The following is an 18393-nucleotide window of genomic DNA, read 5'->3' as shown; positions in this document are numbered from 1 at the left end:
CGAGCGTATCACGGAATGACATTCCGTGGAACCGCCGTCTGTTTCCAGATTAAGTATTCTTCTCTCAGACAAATCGCACAGGGGCGATACCCCAAAGCTATCGCCTCCGTGCGGTTTTCAAAAAACACCCTGTTTATTAATTTCATTCGCTTTCCTGCCCTGCAATCAAGTCGACCATAGATTTTTAGCTTTTTGTTACCGCCCAAAGCTATTTCTTCGCTTTGAATTTTCAGGTATAATAGCTTTGCTCTTGCAAAAGGCGTATTGCCTAAATCCGTGTGATGTATCATTGTGCGTCATGAAAAATAATACCGAGGTTAATTCTGTTACCACTTCGTACCTCACTCACACCATGCCGCATGGTAGTTCTATAATACCCTTTTGTACCCAATACAGGATGAAAATTGGTGGTAAAAATAACAGCCTCCCCTTTATTGGGTTGTAAAACTATTGGCTTCGACTGCATACGTGGCCTGTTTTCTACCATTATAAATTCTCCACCTGTATAATCAACCTGAGCTTGTGTGAGAAAAAAGACAACCTGAAAAGGGAAATAAACTTCTCCGTATAAATCCTGATGCAAGGCATTCCAATCGCCTGCATTATAGTTCAGAATCAAAGGCGTAGGGCGATGCTGCCCGATTTGATGACATTGTTCCAGCAATTCACCTAAGTGATTAGGGAAAGCCTTATGAATACCTAATCTCAACATCCAATCGTTGGCAATAGCAGATAAATAAGGATAAATGCTCTGGCGTAGCTCATCAATAATAGCAGGTAAAGGATATTTAAAATACTTGTATTCTCCACTCCCAAACTGATAACGTTTCATATTGACAGTGCTTCTATATAAGTCGCTTTGCGTGTATTGTGCTGCCAAATTATCACACTCATTGGCTGATAGTATTTTAGGCAAGGCGGTATAGCCTTTTTCGTGCAAGCTATTGGTGTGGAAAGACCAATCTAAACTCTTGATGCGTTGGACAATAGTTGATTCCATCTGATTTTAATTTAATAGCAGCAAAAATCAGAAAACATTCAATTGAAGTCGACCCGAATCTTGCGCTATTATCAAAAAAGCAACAGTAAGCACTTATAATACCCGTAGTATGCTTATTTTTGAACACTAATCAACAAGCAATTAGAGAATGCTTTTAGCGTTTTCTGCTTCATCAATTATTTACAAATCTATGTCACAAATAAAGGTTATTGAGTTTGACACGAATAATCCGGCGCATTATCAGGCGTTTAAAGACATCAATTATGCCTGGATCAATAAGTATTTTAAAGTAGAACAAGGCGACCTTGACTCTTTAGAAAACCCAAAGAAGTATTTTCTGGATACGGGCGGTGCTATTCTGCTAGCCTGTCGTGGTGATGAGTTCTTAGGTGCAACAGCCTTAAAACCCATTGGCAACAATAGTCTGGAATTATGTAAAATGGGAGTAAGCGAGGCTGCTCGTGGTTTAGGCGTAGGTTATGCTATCGGAATAGCAGCCGTAACAAAAGCAAAAGAATTGGGTTTTGAAAGACTGTATTTAGAAACAAATTCGGGGCTGAGCCCGGCCTTGAATCTGTATAAGAAGTTGGGCTTCAGCTATATACAAAATTTCACATCGCCCTACCAAAGAGCCGATGTAGCCATGGAAATGTATTTATAGGTTTTCATGAAAAACTATTATCTTCGCATTTTAAATAACCAAAGTTTCTAAAGTATATGAGAAAAAAAATCGCCGCTGGCAACTGGAAGATGAATAAAACTTTTGAAGAAGGCCAAATCCTTTTGTCAGAAGTAGTTAATATGGTTAAAGACGAAATCGTTAATCCAAACGTACAAGTTGTACTTTGTGTTCCGTTTCCTTATTTAAGTACTTTCGGAAAATTAATCGATACCCCTAAAGTATCATTAGGCGCACAAAACTGTTACCCAAAAGCATCAGGTGCTTATACTGGTGAAGTTTCTGTTCCTATGTTACAATCGGTTGGTGTGCAACACATCGTTATTGGCCACAGCGAACGCCGTCAGTATTTCAATGAGTCTGATGCATTCTTAGCCGAAAAAGTAAACGCTACTTTAGAAGCCGGTTTAACGCCTATTTTCTGCTGCGGAGAAACGCTTGAGCAACGTAACGAAGGTATCCATTTCGATTTCGTATCAGGTCAGTTAACTAACAGCCTTTTCCATTTATCGGCCGACGATTTGAAAAAAGTAGTAATTGCCTATGAGCCAATCTGGGCTATTGGTACTGGTGTAACAGCCTCAAACGACCAAGCACAAGAAATGCACAAAGTTTTGAGAGACCACTTAGCATCAAAATATGGTGCAGAGGTAGCCGAAGAAATCAGCATTCTATATGGTGGTAGTGTAAACGGAGCCAACGCACAAGAGCTTTTTGCTTGCCCTGATGTTGATGGTGGCCTTGTAGGCGGTGCTTCTCTTAAATCAAGAGAGTTTGTTAATATCGCAAAGTCATTCTAATATATACAAGCGTGCTATGTTTGTGCATAGCACGCTGATTTATGCCTTGTTTTTCTTACGTGGCTGAAGAAAATAAAATATACCTGCTATAGAAGCCACCAAGAGCACTATCAATAATATCTTCTGCACATTTCCTTCGTTAGGGTTTTCCAATAGTTTCCTGATTTCTTTTGCCTGCTGACCCGTCCATACAGCCAGAAGCGTACGGGGAATCATACCTAAAAATCCGCCTAGTAGGATATTCCTTAGCTTTGCACCCGATAAAGCGAATACAAAATTTGTAAGGGCAAAAGGCAAAACAGGCGATAGTTTGGCAAAGAAGATAATCTTAAGCTCTTGCTGCTTTATGTTCTCTAGTATTTCTCTGATCTTCGCATTCTCTGACAGATACGTACTGAATCGGTCTTTATCAAGCCAGCGGGTTATCATATTTACCAGAAAAATAGCTACCATATTCAAGACTAACAAGGGTAAAACTGCTCGCCAGCCTAAAAAATAGCCAAAAACTAACGCTAAGAATGTGGGAGGAGTAAATGCTAAGGTAGAGCTAATACAGCAGATTGCTGTAATGAGAGCCCACGTCTGGGCATCGTAGCCTCCTATTTTTACTTCGTTAGAAACTACCCAAAGAGTAATGACAGAAGTAAAAATAAGAGGAATAACTGTTAAAAAAACAGACGATATAAGGGCAAAAGAATATTTTCGTACTTGTTTCAAATATAGCCGGGGTTTAAGCCGCAAAACTACGAATTAGAAAACCCCAAAACTATAATTAAAGAAGAAATCCGAAACGTATTACAATTGGTGAGTTATTTCCACCCAAACCTTGTGGACTTATAAAACCACGATTAGGATAACCCAAATTATACATTAAAGCTAAATAGCTTCCACGTTGCCCGCCTCGCCCCTGATAAAAACCTGCGCCTATCAGCGGAGAACCTTCCCATTTCTTTTTACCATCTGGAAAAGGATTGGTCGGGTTTGGAATATATGAGTAGAATTGATCAGTATAAGCATTCATCATTTCATATTCAGCATGCGCAAAAATTGATTTAAACAATTGCTGACGCACAAAAAGTTTTGGCCCATACACAAAATTACCTGCGCCATTAAATACACCTTGATAAATAAGATTGGCGCCAAGCCCTACAACTGTTCCCTTTTCGGTTACTTCATAACCAACCATCGGCGAAACATCTATGTAGAATGCACCAAAGAAACCAAGCCAGAAGTTGCCTCCGTAGCGTAGTTTTTCTTTCCAGGCAGGTTTTGGCTGCTCAAAAAATATAGGATTTTCTCTAGGTGGCTCTTGTGGTTCTTCTTCTTGCGAAAAAGCAGTAAATGCACAAATAATCAGGGTAAAGGTTAAAAAAAATTTACGCATACGATAATGCTGTTGTTTCTTGTAAAAAATCAGGCAGTTTAATGGTATCCAACAATCGTTCTTCAAGCATATTTGCCCACTCTTGTAAATAAACGATTACGTCTTCACGAACATTGTGGCGTAAATAACGTTTTTCTACAGGTAAGCGCATCAATACATCTTTATCTGATAATTTCTCAAGGTTCTGCAAATCTTCTATAGAAAATCCTGCTGTTAGCAGGTCAAATATAATCAAATTGATAGGCATTGCACTGGTTTCGCAATACTCATTCAATTGCTCGTTCCAGTCGCCGTGCCCCTGCATTGCATACGCATGAATTTCGGCCTTAGTTCTTTTTGTAACCTCTTGTGCCAGATTTCCACAATTACAACTACCCATGTGCCCCCACATATATTGGCTGCCATTTTTCAATTTATCAGCCGTACGGCGAAGCGCATCTATAATTTCTGTTTTTGCCTGTGCCATAATTATATCTGTTTAATAATCTGATACTCAACTATTATTTCTACTCATTAAAATACAAAGTTTTAAATAATTGTTCCGCAACAACCCTAATTTTTATCAGCAAACATAAATCAGACAAGCAACATGGCGGCATAAAATTATATCAACACAATATCGTTGGCATTAGCTACCTCAAAATTTTGTGTACTCAGATTTGCCACTAATACACCCGACGACATTTTTGTTCGGGCTACTCCTACCATTACGCCATGCCCGTCGGTTATTTCTACTACTTCTCCGGCTTCAAAATCACCCTTTACTTTTTTAATACCTACTGCCAATAGGCTACTGCGTTTTTGTAGTGCTTTTACAGCTCCGGCATCTATTTGCAAAGTACCCACCGCAACACTGCCGCTAGCCAACCATTTGTTTCTCGACGAAAGATTAGCTTGCTGTGGTAAAAACTCGCTTCCGGCACCGCCGTTAAGTGCATCTAAGATACCGTTCTGGTCTTTCATACCAAATATGATTACTTTGATACCCATACGGGTAGCCAGTTTAGTAAACGTAAGTTTTGAGGCCATTCCGCCCGAGCCTAGCGCCGATTTACTATTATCTACCAAACCCAATATCTGGTTATCTATCGATTCTATTTTTCTGATGATTTTCTTTTCTTTATCAAGTAAACCACCTACCGATGTGCAAATCATTAATGTTTCAGCACCAAAGCCTGTAGCAATAAGCGTAGCCAGCTCGTCATTATCTGAAAACCTCAACTCACGGTTACTCACTACGTCGTTTTCGTTGGCAATTGGTATTATACCACTATTCCAAAGCTCTTGATAGGTTTCTTTTAGTTGTAAAAACTGCTCACGCTTACCAAAATGCTGGCGCTCGCAAAGACTCTGAGCTATCTGGATATTGTACTGAGAGAAATACTTAGAATAAATATTCAATAACAGCGGATTCCCGATGGCAGCAGCGGCTTTTCGTTCGGCAATTTCGCCTGTGTAGTTTTTAATAAAATGTTTTCCTGCACCAACCGCTCCCGAAGAAACTATTACAATGTGGTAGCGGCTATGTAACTCCGAAACCTGGCGGGCAATGTTAGCAATGATGGTTTCGTCAGGCTCGCCATTACTTTGTGTAATAGAGGCCGTGCCGAATTTAATAACTAAAATAGGTAACTGACTCATTTATAGGGCACTTTATATAGGTTTTGTTTTTACTCGACTGTGCGCTTCTTTAGATAAAGAAAAAAGACGCAATATATTGCGTCTTTTTTCTTTATTGCTGTGATTTTATCTCTAAACTTTCGCAGGCCCTGCGGGCTGCTTCTTGTTCGGCTTTCTTTTTGTTCCAACCGCCACCGGTACTAATGGCCTCGCCATTTACTTTTACCTGAGCAACAAACTCTTTGTGGTGGTGTTTACCGTTTTCCTGCACAATCTCAAAAACAATTTTCTTGCCTTCTTGCTGTGCCCAACTCAACAGAATACTCTTGTAGTTGGTATTGGTTTGAATAACAGTATCAAGATCGAAGTAATTGGCAATTAATTTTTTCAGAATAAAAGACCGAGTGAAACGGAATCCTTTATCTAAATAAATAGCACCAATCAAAGCCTCCATGGCATCGCCGTACATCGATGTACGATTATGCGCAATACGCTGTCCGTCAAACTGAATGAGTTTTTCTAAGCCAATTTTTCGAGCTACCTGATTTAACGATTCTCTGTTTACTATTCTTGAACGAATTTCTGTCAGAAAACCCTCGTCTTTGAAAGGATACTTTTTGAAAAGGTATTCGGCTACTATCATACCAAGCACTGAGTCACCTAGATACTCTAATCGCTCGTTAGATTCACGAAACCCACCAATATTTGTTTCCTTCGAAGCTGAGGTATGTCGAAAGGCTAACTGGTAAAGCAACGGATTACTCGGTTTTTCACCAATAATTTGCTCTACAGCTTTTCTAAACTCTCGTTCTTTAGAACTTGATTTGAAAAATCCCCAAAAATTACTAGCCTCCGACAACACGATTCGAAATTAGATTTTCTTAAATATTAGCGTAGCATTATGCCCGCCAAAGCCAAAACAATTACTCAAAACTACATCAATTTTTTTAGATTTCGCTACATTAGGAGTTAAATCTATTCTCGGATCGATTGATTCGTCGATATTGAATAAGTTTATAGTAGGCGGAACAACCTGATGTTGGATAGCTAAAATTGCTGCAATAGATTCTACTGCTCCTGCTGCTCCGAGTAAATGGCCTGTCATTGATTTGGTTGAACTAATACTCATACTATAAGTATGGTCACCAAATAATTGCTCTATAGCTTTTATTTCCTGTGGGTCACCTAATGGTGTAGATGTACCATGCGTGTTAATATAATCAACCTCTTCTGGTTTCATATTGGCATCTTCCAGTGCATCTTGCATTGAAAGAAACGCACCGAATCCTTCGGGATGTGGTGCCGTGATATGATACGCATCTGACGACATACCGCCACCTACAATCTCACAATATATTTTGGCTCCACGGGCTACTGCATGCTCATATTCTTCCAGAATCAATGCCGCACCACCATCGCCTAATACAAAACCATCACGGTCTTTATCGTAAGGGCGAGAGCCTGTTGCAGGGTCATCGTTTCTTTCAGACATGGCACGTAAGCCGTTAAAACCACCAATACCTGCTTGGGTAATGGCAGCTTCTGAACCACCTGAAATGCAAATGTTAATTCTACCTAAGCGAATATAGTTAAACGCATCAATGATAGCATTGTTGGTAGAAGCACATGCCGAAACAGTAATGTAGTTTGGCCCTCTTAATCCGTATTTGATAGAGATTTGACCAGATGCACTGTCGGCAATCATTTTTGGAATAAAGAACGGGTTAAATTTCGGAGTACCGTCGCCACCAGCAAAGTTAATTACTTCTTCTTCAAAAGTTTTTAACCCGCCAATACCCGAACCCCAGATAACACCGGCTTTATTTTTATTGATTTTTTCTAAATCAAGCCCAGAGTCTTTCATGGCCTCGTCGGCTGCCACTATAGCATACTGGGTGAATAAGTCCATTTTACGGGCGTCTTGCCTCGGGATAAACTGTGTTACGTCAAAATTTTTGACCTCACAAGCAAATTTTGTACGGAATTTACTGGCATCAAATTTTGTGATAATGGCTGCACCACTAACACCGTTTGATAATCCGTGCCAGAATTCTTCTACCGTATTTCCGATAGGCGTTATAGCCCCCAATCCTGTTACAACTACTCGTTTGAAAGCCATAAAATGAGATTTGAAGTTTCATAGTTATAAAGTTTCAAGTTTCAGGCTTAAATCATGAAACTTGAAACTTGCAACTCGAAAATTATTTAGAATTTTCTTCCAAGTATGTGATAGCCTGACCTACGGTCTGGATATTTTCTGCTTGGTCGTCTGGGATTGATACATTAAATTCTTTTTCAAATTCCATTATCAATTCCACAGTGTCTAATGAGTCTGCTCCTAAATCATTTGTGAATGATGCTTCTGGAGTTACTTCTGACTCATCAACGCCGAGTTTTTCTACGATAATTTTCGTTACTTTAGATGCAATTGCTGACATTTTGAACTGTAGTTTGGTGAAAAACGACTGCAAAGAAAATGCTTTTAACTGAAAACAACAAAATACACGAAAGTTTTTTAGTATCAGAAAACTTCCGACCTTTGTATTTGTTTGATATTAAAACAAATAAATACGAAAGAAGTTTCGGAAAAATGCGTCAGAATAGAAATATTCGACTAATTAATGCCGAAAAACCAATTAAAAATAAGGTTTAAAAAAATATTAAAGTGCTGAAAATCAATCAATTAAAAAACCAAGATTCAGGAAACTTTTTCCTTATAGCGGGGCCTTGCGTTGTAGAGGGCCGAGATATGGCCTTAGAAATAGCCGAGCGAGTAAAAGAAATTACCGACCGCCTGCAAATTCCATATATTTTCAAGGCTTCGTACCGTAAAGCAAACAGAACCAAGCTAAATTCGTTTACAGGTATTGGCGACGAGCTGGCACTTGGCATATTAAAAGAGGTAGGCGAAACGTTTGCCTTACCAACGGTTACCGATATTCATGAGTCAGACGAAGCTGCGCTGGCAGCTCAATATGTTGATGTATTACAGATTCCGGCTTTCTTATGCCGCCAAACCGAATTGCTGGTTGCAGCCGCACAAACAGGTAAAGCAGTAAATGTAAAGAAAGGGCAGTTTATGCATGGCTCAGGCATGGGCTTTGCCGTTGAGAAAATTCATGCGGTGAACCCTGATGTACAAGTGATGCTCACCGACCGTGGAAATTCATTTGGGTATTCGGATATTGTGGTTGATTATAGAAACATAGTTGAAATGCAGGCATTTGATGCACCTGTAATAATGGATTGCACACACTCACTTCAACAACCGAATCAGGCTTCGGGCGTAACAGGCGGTAAACCAGCTTTAATTGAAACCATTGCCAAAGCAGCTATTGCCGTTGGCGCCGATGGAATATTCATTGAAACACACATGAATCCGACGGTAGCGAAGTCAGACGGGGCAAATATGTTGGCTTTAGATAAACTGGAAGCACTATTGGAAAAACTCGTAAGAATACGAGAAGTTGTGCGTAAAAACTAAGCAACTTTTAATAAAAATAGCATAAAACAGCGATTTTATTCATTTTGAATGTATATTTCGCCACTAAATAACAATTAAAGATTGTATTTCTTTTTTTAAAAAAAGATTCTTTATTTTTGTTATGTTTAAATCCAGTATGTCTCGAAACCAATTTAATATTTCTAATGCAAATGGCCAAAAAGAAAGATGCTCAGGAAGAGCCAGAACAACAAATTAATATCGAACTGTCGGAAGAGATGGCTGAGGGAGTATATGCAAATCTGGCAATGATAGCTCATTCAAATACTGAGTTTGTGATAGATTTTATTCGTCTGATGCCCGGTGTACCTAAAGCAAAAGTAAAATCACGTGTGATTCTGACGCCAGAACACGCTCAACGTTTACTAACAGCTCTACAAGACAATATTTCTAAATATGAAGATAACTTTGGTACTATTCGCCAAACCAACGAACCAATGCCGTTTCCAATGAATTTCGGCGGCCCAATGGGTGAAGCCTGATAGAAACCATAATATATTAGTAAAAAGCCTTAGAAGTGCATTCTAAGGCTTTTTTTTGCGCTCGCCTAGTATTTCACTAAATGACTTCTTACAGTGCGGTTAAAACATTTGTGGCGCGAACCGAGCGTCGGCCGCTTCCAGTTCGCAGTTAGCCTTTATATACTCAAAGAAAAAATGAGAATGCCTAATAATCGCTCTTTTTTAAAAAAAGTAGGTTTGGAAAACTCATACTACCACGGCGAACAGGAAGCGGCCGACGCTCGGTTCGCGCCACAAGTAAATCTTTGCCTAATTTTAACCGTACTGTAAGAATTTATTCGCTGGCACAAAGGCTTTAAACATTAAAACTCAATCCCTAAACGAAATACCAATCGCTTGTGTTTGCGTACCTCTTTTGATTCTACCCAATAAATATCACCCTGTCGCTCTTGTATATAATCGGCCCTTTGGAAACGATAACCAAAGTTAATAAGCCAGGCAGACCCATTGCGCATTGGTAGCCTGTACCCTATGGTAGGGCTTATCAATAAACCTCCGTTGGTTTTAAAACCAGTATCATCAACATTCAACCAAGCCGTTGAGTAGCCAACATCAATCCCGCCCATCAGACTGCTGCCGCCTTCTTTTTTCTGCACTATGCTTCTGCGTATGCCTAATGCAATCGGCATTAATACTGTTTCGCCGTAACCATCAACACCTATGGTAAGCCCTGCCGCTGTTTTTTTGTCAATATAAACACCGTTGAATGTTTGGGCTGATATATTTACTTTATTGCTTACCTTATATTGCGTAGGATAGCTAGGATAAGTAGGGCCAAATGGCACAGGATATGGGTACCAGCCACCATAATATACCTGATACTTTATACGGCCAAATAATCCTCCGAACTCTGTCTGATTTACAAATTTGTATTTTTTGAAGAAACGCTCTTTTTCTTCCTGTGCTTTTGCGATGCTTGTACATAATGCGGCCAACAGAAAAATCAAACTGATTTTGCCTATGTATTTTTTGCTATTATTTTTCATATTGATGTGAAGGTTAAAGGCTTAAAATGCTTTTTTTACTGGTATCAAACTCAACAATTTCAAATCTTTAGGATTTGAAGTATCGTATTGGTATAATCCATCTTTACCAACCATGAGCAGGTGTTTGTTACCTAGCGGAATCATATCAAACGCATTTATTTTATCAATATGCTGTTGTAGTTTTATATCAGACACACTGCTGGCATCAAAAGACTTAAGACCATATTGCCCCTCACAGATAAATAGATTTGGAGAATCAATGGCTAATCCTGCCGGGTTTTGCATTTCGTAGCTTTTCACAAGTCTTGGAAATGCAAGGCTCGATACATCTACTACATCAAGGCGGTTAGGCGCAACTCCACAAGGCCCGCCAGAACGCAGGGTTACATATGCAATATCATTAGCAACCACTACGGGGTCGCAGGCGCGGGCATGTGCAAACATCGACATAAGCTCTGGTTTGGCCGGATTCTTATTATCGAAAATATACATACCTGTATTTGAGCCAATAAATAGTTTATCTTTATAAGGGAAAATGGTTTCGATACCCCAACCTAAATTTATTTTACTTTCCTGAACAGGTTGCGTAAGAGATTTGATATTGAACAACACCAAATCATTCATTGAAACGGTGTATAGATAATCGTTATAGATAGTAAAGCGGGCCATTGAGCCTCCTTGCCCTGTACCACTAGCTGAAGGGCTGGTTGGCCCTCTCGAACCGCTCATGTTCTGGAAAGCATAATCATAATAGATAGGGTTAGGATTCACTATGCTAAAGCCACAATTAGTACGAATTTTTTCGGTAATAATCTTTACATCAGAATCTGTTACTTGCTGGCTTTGTGGCTGATACTGCCATGTAATGCCATCAGCCAAGCCATTTAAGAACACATCTTTTACTCTGCCTGTTTGTTTGATATTCTTAGGGTCTGAAATATCAAAAGTAACCATATCCATATAGCTATCTGCATATAGGATATGGTCTTTTACTGCCATATCAATAACACCAGGCACTTTCAGAAAAGCGATATTTTCAGGTTTTTGAGGATTAGAGTTATCAATAATGTGTAAGCCCTTCTTTAGCTCATTAATAAAGATATAGTTATCTTTCACGTAGATTTTGCCCAGGTTATTCAGCTCCTGTGGCGCTTGTGCAACAATGCCCTCACGAATCTCTTGTACCGATAGCACAAAGGGCACGGTTGTACGATAAGTGCGGGTTGTCTCACAATTGTCAGTACATGAAATATTGCCTAGAGCCATACCAAAACCCAATATCACTGCAAGGCTTTTTAAGTAATTGTTCTTCATAGTTTATCATAAGTAGGTTTATAGAAAAAGAAAATGCCATGCTTATAGACAAGTGCTAAAGCATGGCATCTTTATAGATTTATTTCAACGGCGTATCATTAAATTCGTCTAATTGACAAGCAGAAAAGAATAATACACAACAATTAAATGCCCAGAGCTTTTTCATAGGCTCATAGTAATTAAAGGTTTGATATTTTTCCTGTAAACAAGATGGTATTCGATTGTTTCTCGCTAATAACAAACAAAAACGGACGGTCACACACAACTTCTGGATATACCGGAACCGATGTAAGCACCACACCTATGGTTGTTACGGCTGCGGCCTCTGTACCTTTCTCATCAATACCTACATAGGTATTTTGTTTTACCATGCCAACTTTTAGTTTTCCGGCAGGGCTGGCAATTTTTGATAAATCAGCATTGTCTGTAAAGGCAGCGTTTATGCCCATATCAGTCAATACTTTTTTCAAGTCTGCTTCGTATTCTAAAGTAAATTTGGGCAAACCAACTATTACTTTTTGCTCTGATAGCGCAGCGTTTAATTGTTGCCATTCACTTGTAGATAAACTCGCCAATGTTTCGTCGGTCGATTTGTCTGGTAAAAGAACCGTCATCACGTAGTTACCATCGCCATAAGGTAATTCTATAGCCTTATAGTTACCACGTTTTGCGTATTTTACGTTCGAGGTCATGTTCATCATCTTCACACTCTTCACACCTTTTGTACCCGTAAAATCAGCATCTCTGGTGTCTTCTGCTTTAAACTGTGTTTTCCAGTCGCCTTTAAAATATAAGGCATTCATCAGAAACAACACCTGGTCTGAATTTATCTGGTCTATTACTTTCGGAATTTTGCCATTAGTATTATCGCTAGCCCATTTGTTGATTTTACCAACAGTAGCCAAGTCATCAAAGTTTTCACCGTAGACAGCTGCATTGAAATTATTTTTCAGGTTATCAAGATAAGATGCCTCTACCTTGAAAGTATTACGATACCATACCGAATTAGCAATAGTATTTTTCACTTTAGGGTCGCTCAATGGCAAATTATCAATCAAATCTTTATAGATACCATTAGTTGTAGCTATATCTGACGATACTCTAAGCGTTTTCTGGATTTCTTCTTTGGTTTGAGTATCGGCACCATTTAACAACATACCCAAGGCAATATGCAAACTTAGTGGCGAAACAAAATAGCTCTTGTCAGCCTCTTCTATGGCATTATGTTTCTTCCAGAAATCAAAGGCAAACTCACTTGTCTGGTCTGAAAAAGCGGCGGGAATAGCCTTTAATTGCTGGTTTGCCGCAGTATTATCTGGCCCTACTGTGTTTTTGTTGTCACAACTTGCTGCTGCTAAAGAACATACGGCTGCTAGTATTGCAATTTTAAGCGTTTTCATAAATAAGTTGGATTGGTTTAACGAATTAGGTTACAAAAATCTATTACTTTTTCTCAAAATACATGGCTTCTTTTGCAGGTTTCGAAAGATAAATCACTAGTATGTTTTTATCTGTAAAGTCATATTTTTCTGCATTTCTCAAGCCTTCATAATAATTCATTTCAAATACATTCGCTTCTGGTGTACCTGCTATTTTAGTAGAGCCTACTCCCGGAATCTTAATTGTTTTGTTTGCTTCATCTATTTCAGCAACAGCAGAGTAAAAATTTACAGAGCTTCTGCCATTGATTGTCAACTGGCTTTCTTCATTCTTAAATTCTAATGAAACATCATATTTAGGCGTCTTGCCATCTGAATACCCTTTAAATTTCCATTGGCCTAATAAACTCGATGTCCTTAATGCATCAAACGATGCGCTAGGCGCATCTACTACCTCGCTTTTGCATGATACCATGTATACCGAACTTGCTATCAATAAAATGACTAACTTCTTCATCTGACTAATTCTCTTGGTTTTTATGTGAATCCCTGATTCCTGACAAATTCTTTAATTACGGTGCTTAACTCAGTCGGTCAAGGGAAAAAACAAACGAGAATGTTTTTCCCCTGACTTAAACAATTGTTTTGACTGAGGCTCAGTACCCTTTTCAATACTATAGATACCTATTTCAAAAAAAAGGTTGGAAAGAATTTATTTTTTCTAGCTAGAAAAACTTCATCACTTACAGGATAATAACAATTATTATACGTAAAAGCCATATATTTGTGGCATAAGTATTTCTTTTTACTATTAAGAAAAAATACATAAAAGCTGTGGCGCTTTCTTCTGATATGTTTTTTGCAGAGTTTATCGCTATATCAAAAATAAAATTTTCTCAAGTCTATTAATGATGCCAATTAGTTCGATACTACTATAGAACTCTTAACATAATATGCATGAGCAATTTTGATACATACGTATCTGACTAACTACCCAAATTCACATTTTTCTTTATAGTATATCACATTAATTAAACAATTGAGTACCTAAAACAAAACTTTAATGAAGAGAAACTTTTACAAACTGTTGTTACTATTAATTACTTTTAATGCTGAGGCACAAATAGAAAAAGGCCTTTTTTCGATTGGAGTTTCTTCTCCCGAAATATGGAAGAGAGGTACTCCTGACGATAATTCAAGGTATTTTAAAAAAGGGAATAGAAGCAGTGGGATTAATTTAAACGGACAATATTTTTTTACAAAAAATTTCTCAGCCGAAATTGGCTTAAATTATACAAAAAATATTGCTTCAGATGTCAATACAAGCAATAATCTACCCATTGAGACTGAAACTGTAAACAAAACCAGAGGCATTTTAATCGGAGCAAATTATTATTATCCGGTCAGAAAAAATTTATATCTAAAGGCGTCTATTAACTATATATTTTACACGCTTAACACTCGTTATTCTATTTTAAATCCTTATTCTAATTACAATCCTTTTGAACGCTTTAATGATTCAGATAAATACCAATCTTTAAATATAAATGCTGGTTTAGTTTATTTTCTTTCTAATAAATTCTCACTGGATTTGAAACTAGGGGGACTTACCCGCTATAATTACGGCAATGGATATAGCGATACGCAATTAAATTTCAGACCTTATAACTGGAGCATTGGATTGTCTTATTATCCTAATGCCAAAAATCTGAAAGGGAAGAAAAATGAACGTTCAGATTCTACTTACAACCTTAATGATAATGTACTAAAAGGGCGTACTTTTTATTTTCCTAATGGCACTCCGCTTGATGCCGGAGAAGTATATATAGAACCCACCATTATACCCCTTGATGTGGTTGGGTTTATTCCAATTATAGATGTTGGTTTAGGTAAAGGGTTTTCAATATCTGTTGCACCACTATTTTCACTTATAGACATGGACTGGGAGGATTACTATTTTTTAGCCAATCTTAAATATGCCCACAAAGTTTCCAACAAATGGTCTTTATCAGCCAATGCAATACTATGGGCGAATGTATATGAAGGCATTAAAAAGAAATATGTTGACTATACTATATTTCCTACTTTTGCTGCAACCAGAACAGGCCGCAAATCAGAATTATCGTTTGGCTTAGGGCTCGGGTTTGGTATAAGTGAGAATACCTATCTGGCAAATATTGGTTATATGCAAAAAATAGGGAGAAGATGGGCTTATACTACCGATAATCTCTTTCATATAAATAAATACGATGGTATTGCCTTAGTTACATCACATACATTTAAGTATCATGTAAGCAAAAATTTCAATTTCGATTTTGGTGTCATGGCAATGAGCTATCCGTTTGATGGAGAAGTTTATCCTTTGCCTCTTATAAAAGCCTCTTATCATTTTCCTGGTAAAAAGAGCAAACCAAAAGTTGCTAAACAATAAGTTTGAGTTGATATAAGCAAAAGGGCGGATTTCTCGAGAAATCCGCCCTTTTGCTTATATTTTTACTATCTGATTAAAACCTCTTCAAAACCAGTTCGCTAACAGTTTGCCCAATAGATAATGAAGATGTGGCGGCTGGCGATGGTGCATTACATACATTTACAGCACGCTCATTTTCGAAGATGGCAAAATCATCTAAAAGGCCACCGTCGTAGTCGCAGGCTTGGGCTCTTACACCTGCCCCACCCGGTATGAGGTCGTCTTCCTGAATCTCAGGAATTAATTCTTGTAAAGCTTTTGTGAAGGCGCTTTTAGAAAATGAGCGATACATTTCACCTAAACCTGTGCGCCAGTATTTAGCAGCTACTTTCTGGAAGCCCCTCCAGGTAAGGGTTTCAAACAATTCGCCGAAATGTATATCTAATTTCTTGTATCCCTCTCTACGGAAAGCCAGAACGGCATTTGGCCCGGCCTCTACCCCACCATTAATCATGCGGGTAAAGTGCACACCCAAAAAAGGGAAGTTAGGGTCTGGCACAGGATAAATAAGGTTTTTAACCAGATATTGTTTTTCAGGCTTTATCTCAAAATATTCGCCTCTGAAAGGTGTAATTCTCAGTTTATTGGCTCTTGCATCGGTCATTTGTCCTACTTTGTCAGAGTATAGTCCGGCGCAGTTTACTACTAATTTAGTTTCGTAAGCACCTTTATTGGTGTTTACTACTGATGTATTGCCCTTGTCGGTAATGCTCTCTACTTTTTCTCCGAAAACTATTTCGCCACCCAATTGCTGCGTTTTCGCCAGATATTTTTCACAAACTTCGGTATAATCAATGATTCCGGTTTGAGGTACAAAGAAACCCTTCAGGCCATTTACGTGTGGCTCATATTCTTTCAGTTGCTCGGCGTTGAGCATCTTGAAACCGTCTAAGCCGTTTTGCGCACCTCTTTCAAAAAGTCCATCAAGAATCGAAATCTGCTCTTGTCGGGTTGCAACTACTATCTTACCACATAAATCGTATTTTATTTCTTCTTTTTCGCAGAAATCGAGCAACATTTCGTAGCCTCTTATACAATTGGTTGCTTTTAAACTACCCGGCTTGTAGTACAAACCCGAATGAATAACCCCACTGTTATGCCCTGTCTGGTGTTGAGCAACTTTATTTTCTTTTTCTATAATCAATAGTTTTAATGCCGGATTCCCCTGCTTAATTTTCAGTGCTGTAGCCAGCCCGACAATCCCTCCACCAATAACAATTATATCGTAGGTCATATTCAAATTTTAAAGTAGTATTTGCTGCAAATATACAACAAAACGCTGTTTTATGTGAAGCAAAGATTTTCTAAAAAGCAAATAGGCAGGTTGTTAAGTACTTGTTGGCAAAACTTCCGTTTCTTATTAACACAATACCTACATAACAAAAACGTCACCCATATAAATAGATGACGTTTTGCGGGTATAGATTAAACAGAATACTAAGGATCAAGCGGATCGAAAGGATCCATGTGCAAACACTCAATTACCGGATAAAACTCAATTGAGTGGTTTGACAATTGTTTTTTACCAGTATAAGGCGTATAACCAAGCTCGCGCATATTGCGGGCATCGAAACTAGGGGCAGCCGAATATTTTGTTTGCGAAACAGAGGTAACAAACAAAGAGGGCATATCAACAGGCACACCATAACGAATCATCAGGCGAACGGCATTACGGATATTGGTAGTAGTGTGTCTTGCCTGTGGCTCGGCAATAATAGCCGAGGCCGGAATATTATATTTCTCCATCAGGTATTTTTTCATTTCCTCAGCCTCGTTATAAGGAGTTTTGAACGGATAACAGTATCCACCTGAGGGGATAATGAAAGGGGCATCGCCTGCCAAATATCTACGGGCAGCCACATCGCAATGTATTTTTCCGGCATGGCCGATTGGTATCATTAACTCAGGCCCTGCTCCCGGAAGCACAATGGCAGCGTATTTGTATTTCTTCCAATCGGTTTTTTGAATTTGTTCATAAGCAGCTTTGTTAATGCCATGCTCTAGTGGTTCAAGACGTGCCGGCTCATCACGGTCGTTTGCCTGCATTAACTGCATAGCTATGGCTAACGAAGGCTTATAGAATACATCAAATTCGTTACTGATTTCGTCAAGTGATGTTACAAGGTCTTTCAGCATGATACGATAAGAGCGGGTGTTTACTCTATAACTTGCCGAGTCGATGTGTGGGTATCTCATTTTTTTACCAATACCATACTGATTGATAATATAGTCCATACCATAAAAGCACTGGTTCCAGGCTTTGGCAAGTAAAACATCGTTTGATAAGCCCACAAAACGCTGATAATAGCCCGAAGGACGTAAATGCCCGTCAATCATTTTATCGAAAGCTTTTTTATTGGCTTTATAAACCGAGCTTAGTTCTTTAACAAGTGCTGCTGTATCTTGTTGCCAGAAGAAATCACCCAGTAAAGACATAGGAGCAGAACATGTATCTGTAACATGGGCTTTCAGAACCTCTACTTTCTTCTGCAGAAAGCTTTTCAAAGTTGCATTGCCTGTTAGTATTGTTTTTACTTCAGGTGTTTTTTCAATAACTGTAATCAGGTAGAAGTTTTTATCTACCACTAAATCGCCGGAAGATAACAAGCGATAGTTTTTGTCGTACCCCTGCCCTGCTGCATTCATTACAAATAGTATAGTGGCAAAGAGAGGGTATAATATTTTTGTTTTCATTTTTACATGGTATTAAAAGTAAAAAGGGTAATGCTGGTTGCGCA

The 18393-nt window shown here is 38.6% G+C and carries 20 protein-coding genes; 5 read left to right on the top strand and 15 right to left on the bottom strand.

What is annotated here, in order from left to right; translation table 11 throughout:
- Positions 1-8: 8 nt before the first annotated feature.
- Both WAE64_RS02650 and WAE64_RS02645 read right to left on the bottom strand, forming a co-directional pair.
- Positions 9-290, bottom strand: coding sequence for an Ada metal-binding domain-containing protein (locus WAE64_RS02650; protein ID WP_340234248.1), 282 nt, complete (start codon positions 288-290; stop codon positions 9-11).
- Positions 287-1000, bottom strand: coding sequence for a 2OG-Fe(II) oxygenase (locus WAE64_RS02645; protein WP_340234246.1), 714 nt, complete (start codon positions 998-1000; stop codon positions 287-289). Before WAE64_RS02645 ends, WAE64_RS02650 begins: the two co-directional genes overlap by 4 nt.
- A 190-nt stretch (positions 1001-1190) precedes the next feature.
- Between WAE64_RS02645 and WAE64_RS02640 the strand changes: the two genes are divergently transcribed.
- Both WAE64_RS02640 and tpiA read left to right on the top strand, forming a co-directional pair.
- Positions 1191-1661: a GNAT family N-acetyltransferase gene (locus WAE64_RS02640; protein WP_340234244.1), complete on the top strand. Its 471-nt coding sequence runs from the start codon at positions 1191-1193 to the stop codon at positions 1659-1661.
- Between the two features lie 56 nt (positions 1662-1717).
- Positions 1718-2479: a triose-phosphate isomerase gene (gene tpiA, locus WAE64_RS02635; protein ID WP_340234242.1), complete on the top strand. Its 762-nt coding sequence runs from the start codon at positions 1718-1720 to the stop codon at positions 2477-2479.
- Positions 2480-2518: 39 nt separating this feature from the next.
- On the opposite strand, the gene WAE64_RS02630 is transcribed toward tpiA, so the two are convergent.
- From WAE64_RS02630 to WAE64_RS02600, 7 genes are all read right to left on the bottom strand, one after another.
- Positions 2519-3196, bottom strand: a complete 678-nt coding sequence (locus WAE64_RS02630) for a TVP38/TMEM64 family protein (protein WP_340234235.1) — start codon at positions 3194-3196, stop codon at positions 2519-2521.
- A gap of 55 nt (positions 3197-3251) precedes the next feature.
- On the bottom strand, positions 3252-3863 hold the full coding sequence (locus WAE64_RS02625; RefSeq protein ID WP_340234234.1) for a hypothetical protein: 612 nt from the start codon (positions 3861-3863) through the stop codon (positions 3252-3254).
- Positions 3856-4329 carry a hypothetical protein gene (locus tag WAE64_RS02620; RefSeq protein ID WP_340234233.1) on the bottom strand — a complete coding sequence of 158 codons (474 nt, stop codon included), beginning with the start codon at positions 4327-4329 and terminating at the stop codon, positions 3856-3858. The genes WAE64_RS02625 and WAE64_RS02620 overlap by 8 nt, the downstream gene beginning before the upstream one ends.
- Positions 4330-4466: 137 nt before the next feature.
- On the bottom strand, positions 4467-5504 hold the full coding sequence (gene proB / locus WAE64_RS02615) for a glutamate 5-kinase (protein WP_340234231.1): 1038 nt from the start codon (positions 5502-5504) through the stop codon (positions 4467-4469).
- Positions 5505-5595: 91 nt separating this feature from the next.
- A complete protein-coding gene (gene rnc / locus WAE64_RS02610; RefSeq protein WP_340234228.1) occupies positions 5596-6345 on the bottom strand; it encodes a ribonuclease III in 750 nt (249 codons plus the stop codon).
- Positions 6346-6354: 9 nt separating this feature from the next.
- Positions 6355-7602, bottom strand: a complete 1248-nt coding sequence (gene fabF, locus WAE64_RS02605) for a beta-ketoacyl-ACP synthase II (protein WP_340234226.1) — start codon at positions 7600-7602, stop codon at positions 6355-6357.
- 82 nt (positions 7603-7684) lie between these two features.
- Positions 7685-7921: an acyl carrier protein gene (locus WAE64_RS02600; RefSeq protein ID WP_116983079.1), complete on the bottom strand. Its 237-nt coding sequence runs from the start codon at positions 7919-7921 to the stop codon at positions 7685-7687.
- A 230-nt stretch (positions 7922-8151) separates the two neighbouring features.
- Between WAE64_RS02600 and kdsA the strand changes: the two genes are divergently transcribed.
- Together kdsA and WAE64_RS02590 are read left to right on the top strand one after the other, a co-directional pair.
- Complete coding sequence (kdsA, locus tag WAE64_RS02595) at positions 8152-8967, top strand: 3-deoxy-8-phosphooctulonate synthase (protein WP_379977859.1); 816 nt, start codon at positions 8152-8154, stop codon at positions 8965-8967.
- Positions 8968-9137: 170 nt separating this feature from the next.
- On the top strand, positions 9138-9467 hold the full coding sequence (locus tag WAE64_RS02590; RefSeq protein ID WP_116983386.1) for a DUF3467 domain-containing protein: 330 nt from the start codon (positions 9138-9140) through the stop codon (positions 9465-9467).
- A 341-nt stretch (positions 9468-9808) separates the two neighbouring features.
- Here WAE64_RS02590 and WAE64_RS02585 read toward each other — a convergent pair whose 3' ends face one another.
- From WAE64_RS02585 to WAE64_RS02570, 4 genes are all read right to left on the bottom strand, one after another.
- The gene (locus WAE64_RS02585; protein WP_340234216.1) at positions 9809-10492 is read right to left on the bottom strand and encodes a hypothetical protein; all 684 of its coding nucleotides are present in this window, start codon (positions 10490-10492) and stop codon (positions 9809-9811) included.
- A gap of 21 nt (positions 10493-10513) precedes the next feature.
- Positions 10514-11806 (bottom strand): LVIVD repeat-containing protein, encoded by a 1293-nt coding sequence (locus WAE64_RS02580; protein WP_340234214.1) that lies wholly within the window; start codon positions 11804-11806, stop codon positions 10514-10516.
- A 179-nt stretch (positions 11807-11985) separates the two neighbouring features.
- Positions 11986-13206: a serpin family protein gene (locus WAE64_RS02575; RefSeq protein WP_340234212.1), complete on the bottom strand. Its 1221-nt coding sequence runs from the start codon at positions 13204-13206 to the stop codon at positions 11986-11988.
- A 43-nt stretch (positions 13207-13249) separates the two neighbouring features.
- Positions 13250-13702, bottom strand: a complete 453-nt coding sequence (locus tag WAE64_RS02570; protein WP_340234210.1) for an META domain-containing protein — start codon at positions 13700-13702, stop codon at positions 13250-13252.
- Positions 13703-14248: 546 nt separating this feature from the next.
- Between WAE64_RS02570 and WAE64_RS02565 the strand changes: the two genes are divergently transcribed.
- The gene (locus WAE64_RS02565) at positions 14249-15616 is read left to right on the top strand and encodes an outer membrane beta-barrel protein (RefSeq protein WP_340234206.1); all 1368 of its coding nucleotides are present in this window, start codon (positions 14249-14251) and stop codon (positions 15614-15616) included.
- Positions 15617-15689: 73 nt separating this feature from the next.
- On the opposite strand, the gene lhgO is transcribed toward WAE64_RS02565, so the two are convergent.
- Together lhgO and WAE64_RS02555 are read right to left on the bottom strand one after the other, a co-directional pair.
- Entirely contained in the window at positions 15690-16889 is a 1200-nt protein-coding gene (gene lhgO / locus WAE64_RS02560; protein ID WP_340234203.1) for an L-2-hydroxyglutarate oxidase, read from the bottom strand.
- 203 nt (positions 16890-17092) lie between these two features.
- Positions 17093-18349, bottom strand: coding sequence for a YdcF family protein (locus WAE64_RS02555; RefSeq protein WP_340234201.1), 1257 nt, complete (start codon positions 18347-18349; stop codon positions 17093-17095).
- Between the last annotated feature and the right edge of the window lie 44 nt (positions 18350-18393).

The sequence above is a fragment of the Emticicia soli genome (assembly GCF_037860775.1).
Lineage (GTDB): Bacteria > Bacteroidota > Bacteroidia > Cytophagales > Spirosomataceae > Emticicia > Emticicia soli.
Note: the sequence above shows the minus strand (reverse complement) of the source record. Positions and strands in the feature narration are given on the sequence as shown.

Excerpts from the sequence above, each read along its gene's own strand:
- WAE64_RS02620 (WP_340234233.1), bottom strand. The coding sequence starts at position 4,329 with ATGGCACAGGCAAAAACAGAAATTATAGATGCGCTTCGCCGTACGGCT.
- WAE64_RS02585 (WP_340234216.1), bottom strand. The coding sequence starts at position 10,492 with ATGAAAAATAATAGCAAAAAATACATAGGCAAAATCAGTTTGATTTTT.
- WAE64_RS02580 (WP_340234214.1), bottom strand. The coding sequence starts at position 11,806 with ATGAAGAACAATTACTTAAAAAGCCTTGCAGTGATATTGGGTTTTGGT.
- WAE64_RS02570 (WP_340234210.1), bottom strand. The coding sequence starts at position 13,702 with ATGAAGAAGTTAGTCATTTTATTGATAGCAAGTTCGGTATACATGGTA.
- tpiA (WP_340234242.1), top strand. The coding sequence starts at position 1,718 with ATGAGAAAAAAAATCGCCGCTGGCAACTGGAAGATGAATAAAACTTTT.
- proB (WP_340234231.1), bottom strand. The coding sequence starts at position 5,504 with ATGAGTCAGTTACCTATTTTAGTTATTAAATTCGGCACGGCCTCTATT.
- fabF (WP_340234226.1), bottom strand. The coding sequence starts at position 7,602 with ATGGCTTTCAAACGAGTAGTTGTAACAGGATTGGGGGCTATAACGCCT.
- WAE64_RS02645 (WP_340234246.1), bottom strand. The coding sequence starts at position 1,000 with ATGGAATCAACTATTGTCCAACGCATCAAGAGTTTAGATTGGTCTTTC.
- WAE64_RS02575 (WP_340234212.1), bottom strand. The coding sequence starts at position 13,206 with ATGAAAACGCTTAAAATTGCAATACTAGCAGCCGTATGTTCTTTAGCA.
- lhgO (WP_340234203.1), bottom strand. The coding sequence starts at position 16,889 with ATGACCTACGATATAATTGTTATTGGTGGAGGGATTGTCGGGCTGGCT.
- WAE64_RS02600 (WP_116983079.1), bottom strand. The coding sequence starts at position 7,921 with ATGTCAGCAATTGCATCTAAAGTAACGAAAATTATCGTAGAAAAACTC.
- WAE64_RS02625 (WP_340234234.1), bottom strand. The coding sequence starts at position 3,863 with ATGCGTAAATTTTTTTTAACCTTTACCCTGATTATTTGTGCATTTACT.
- WAE64_RS02565 (WP_340234206.1), top strand. The coding sequence starts at position 14,249 with ATGAAGAGAAACTTTTACAAACTGTTGTTACTATTAATTACTTTTAAT.
- WAE64_RS02555 (WP_340234201.1), bottom strand. The coding sequence starts at position 18,349 with ATGAAAACAAAAATATTATACCCTCTCTTTGCCACTATACTATTTGTA.
- WAE64_RS02650 (WP_340234248.1), bottom strand. The coding sequence starts at position 290 with ATGATACATCACACGGATTTAGGCAATACGCCTTTTGCAAGAGCAAAG.
- WAE64_RS02590 (WP_116983386.1), top strand. The coding sequence starts at position 9,138 with ATGGCCAAAAAGAAAGATGCTCAGGAAGAGCCAGAACAACAAATTAAT.
- WAE64_RS02640 (WP_340234244.1), top strand. The coding sequence starts at position 1,191 with ATGTCACAAATAAAGGTTATTGAGTTTGACACGAATAATCCGGCGCAT.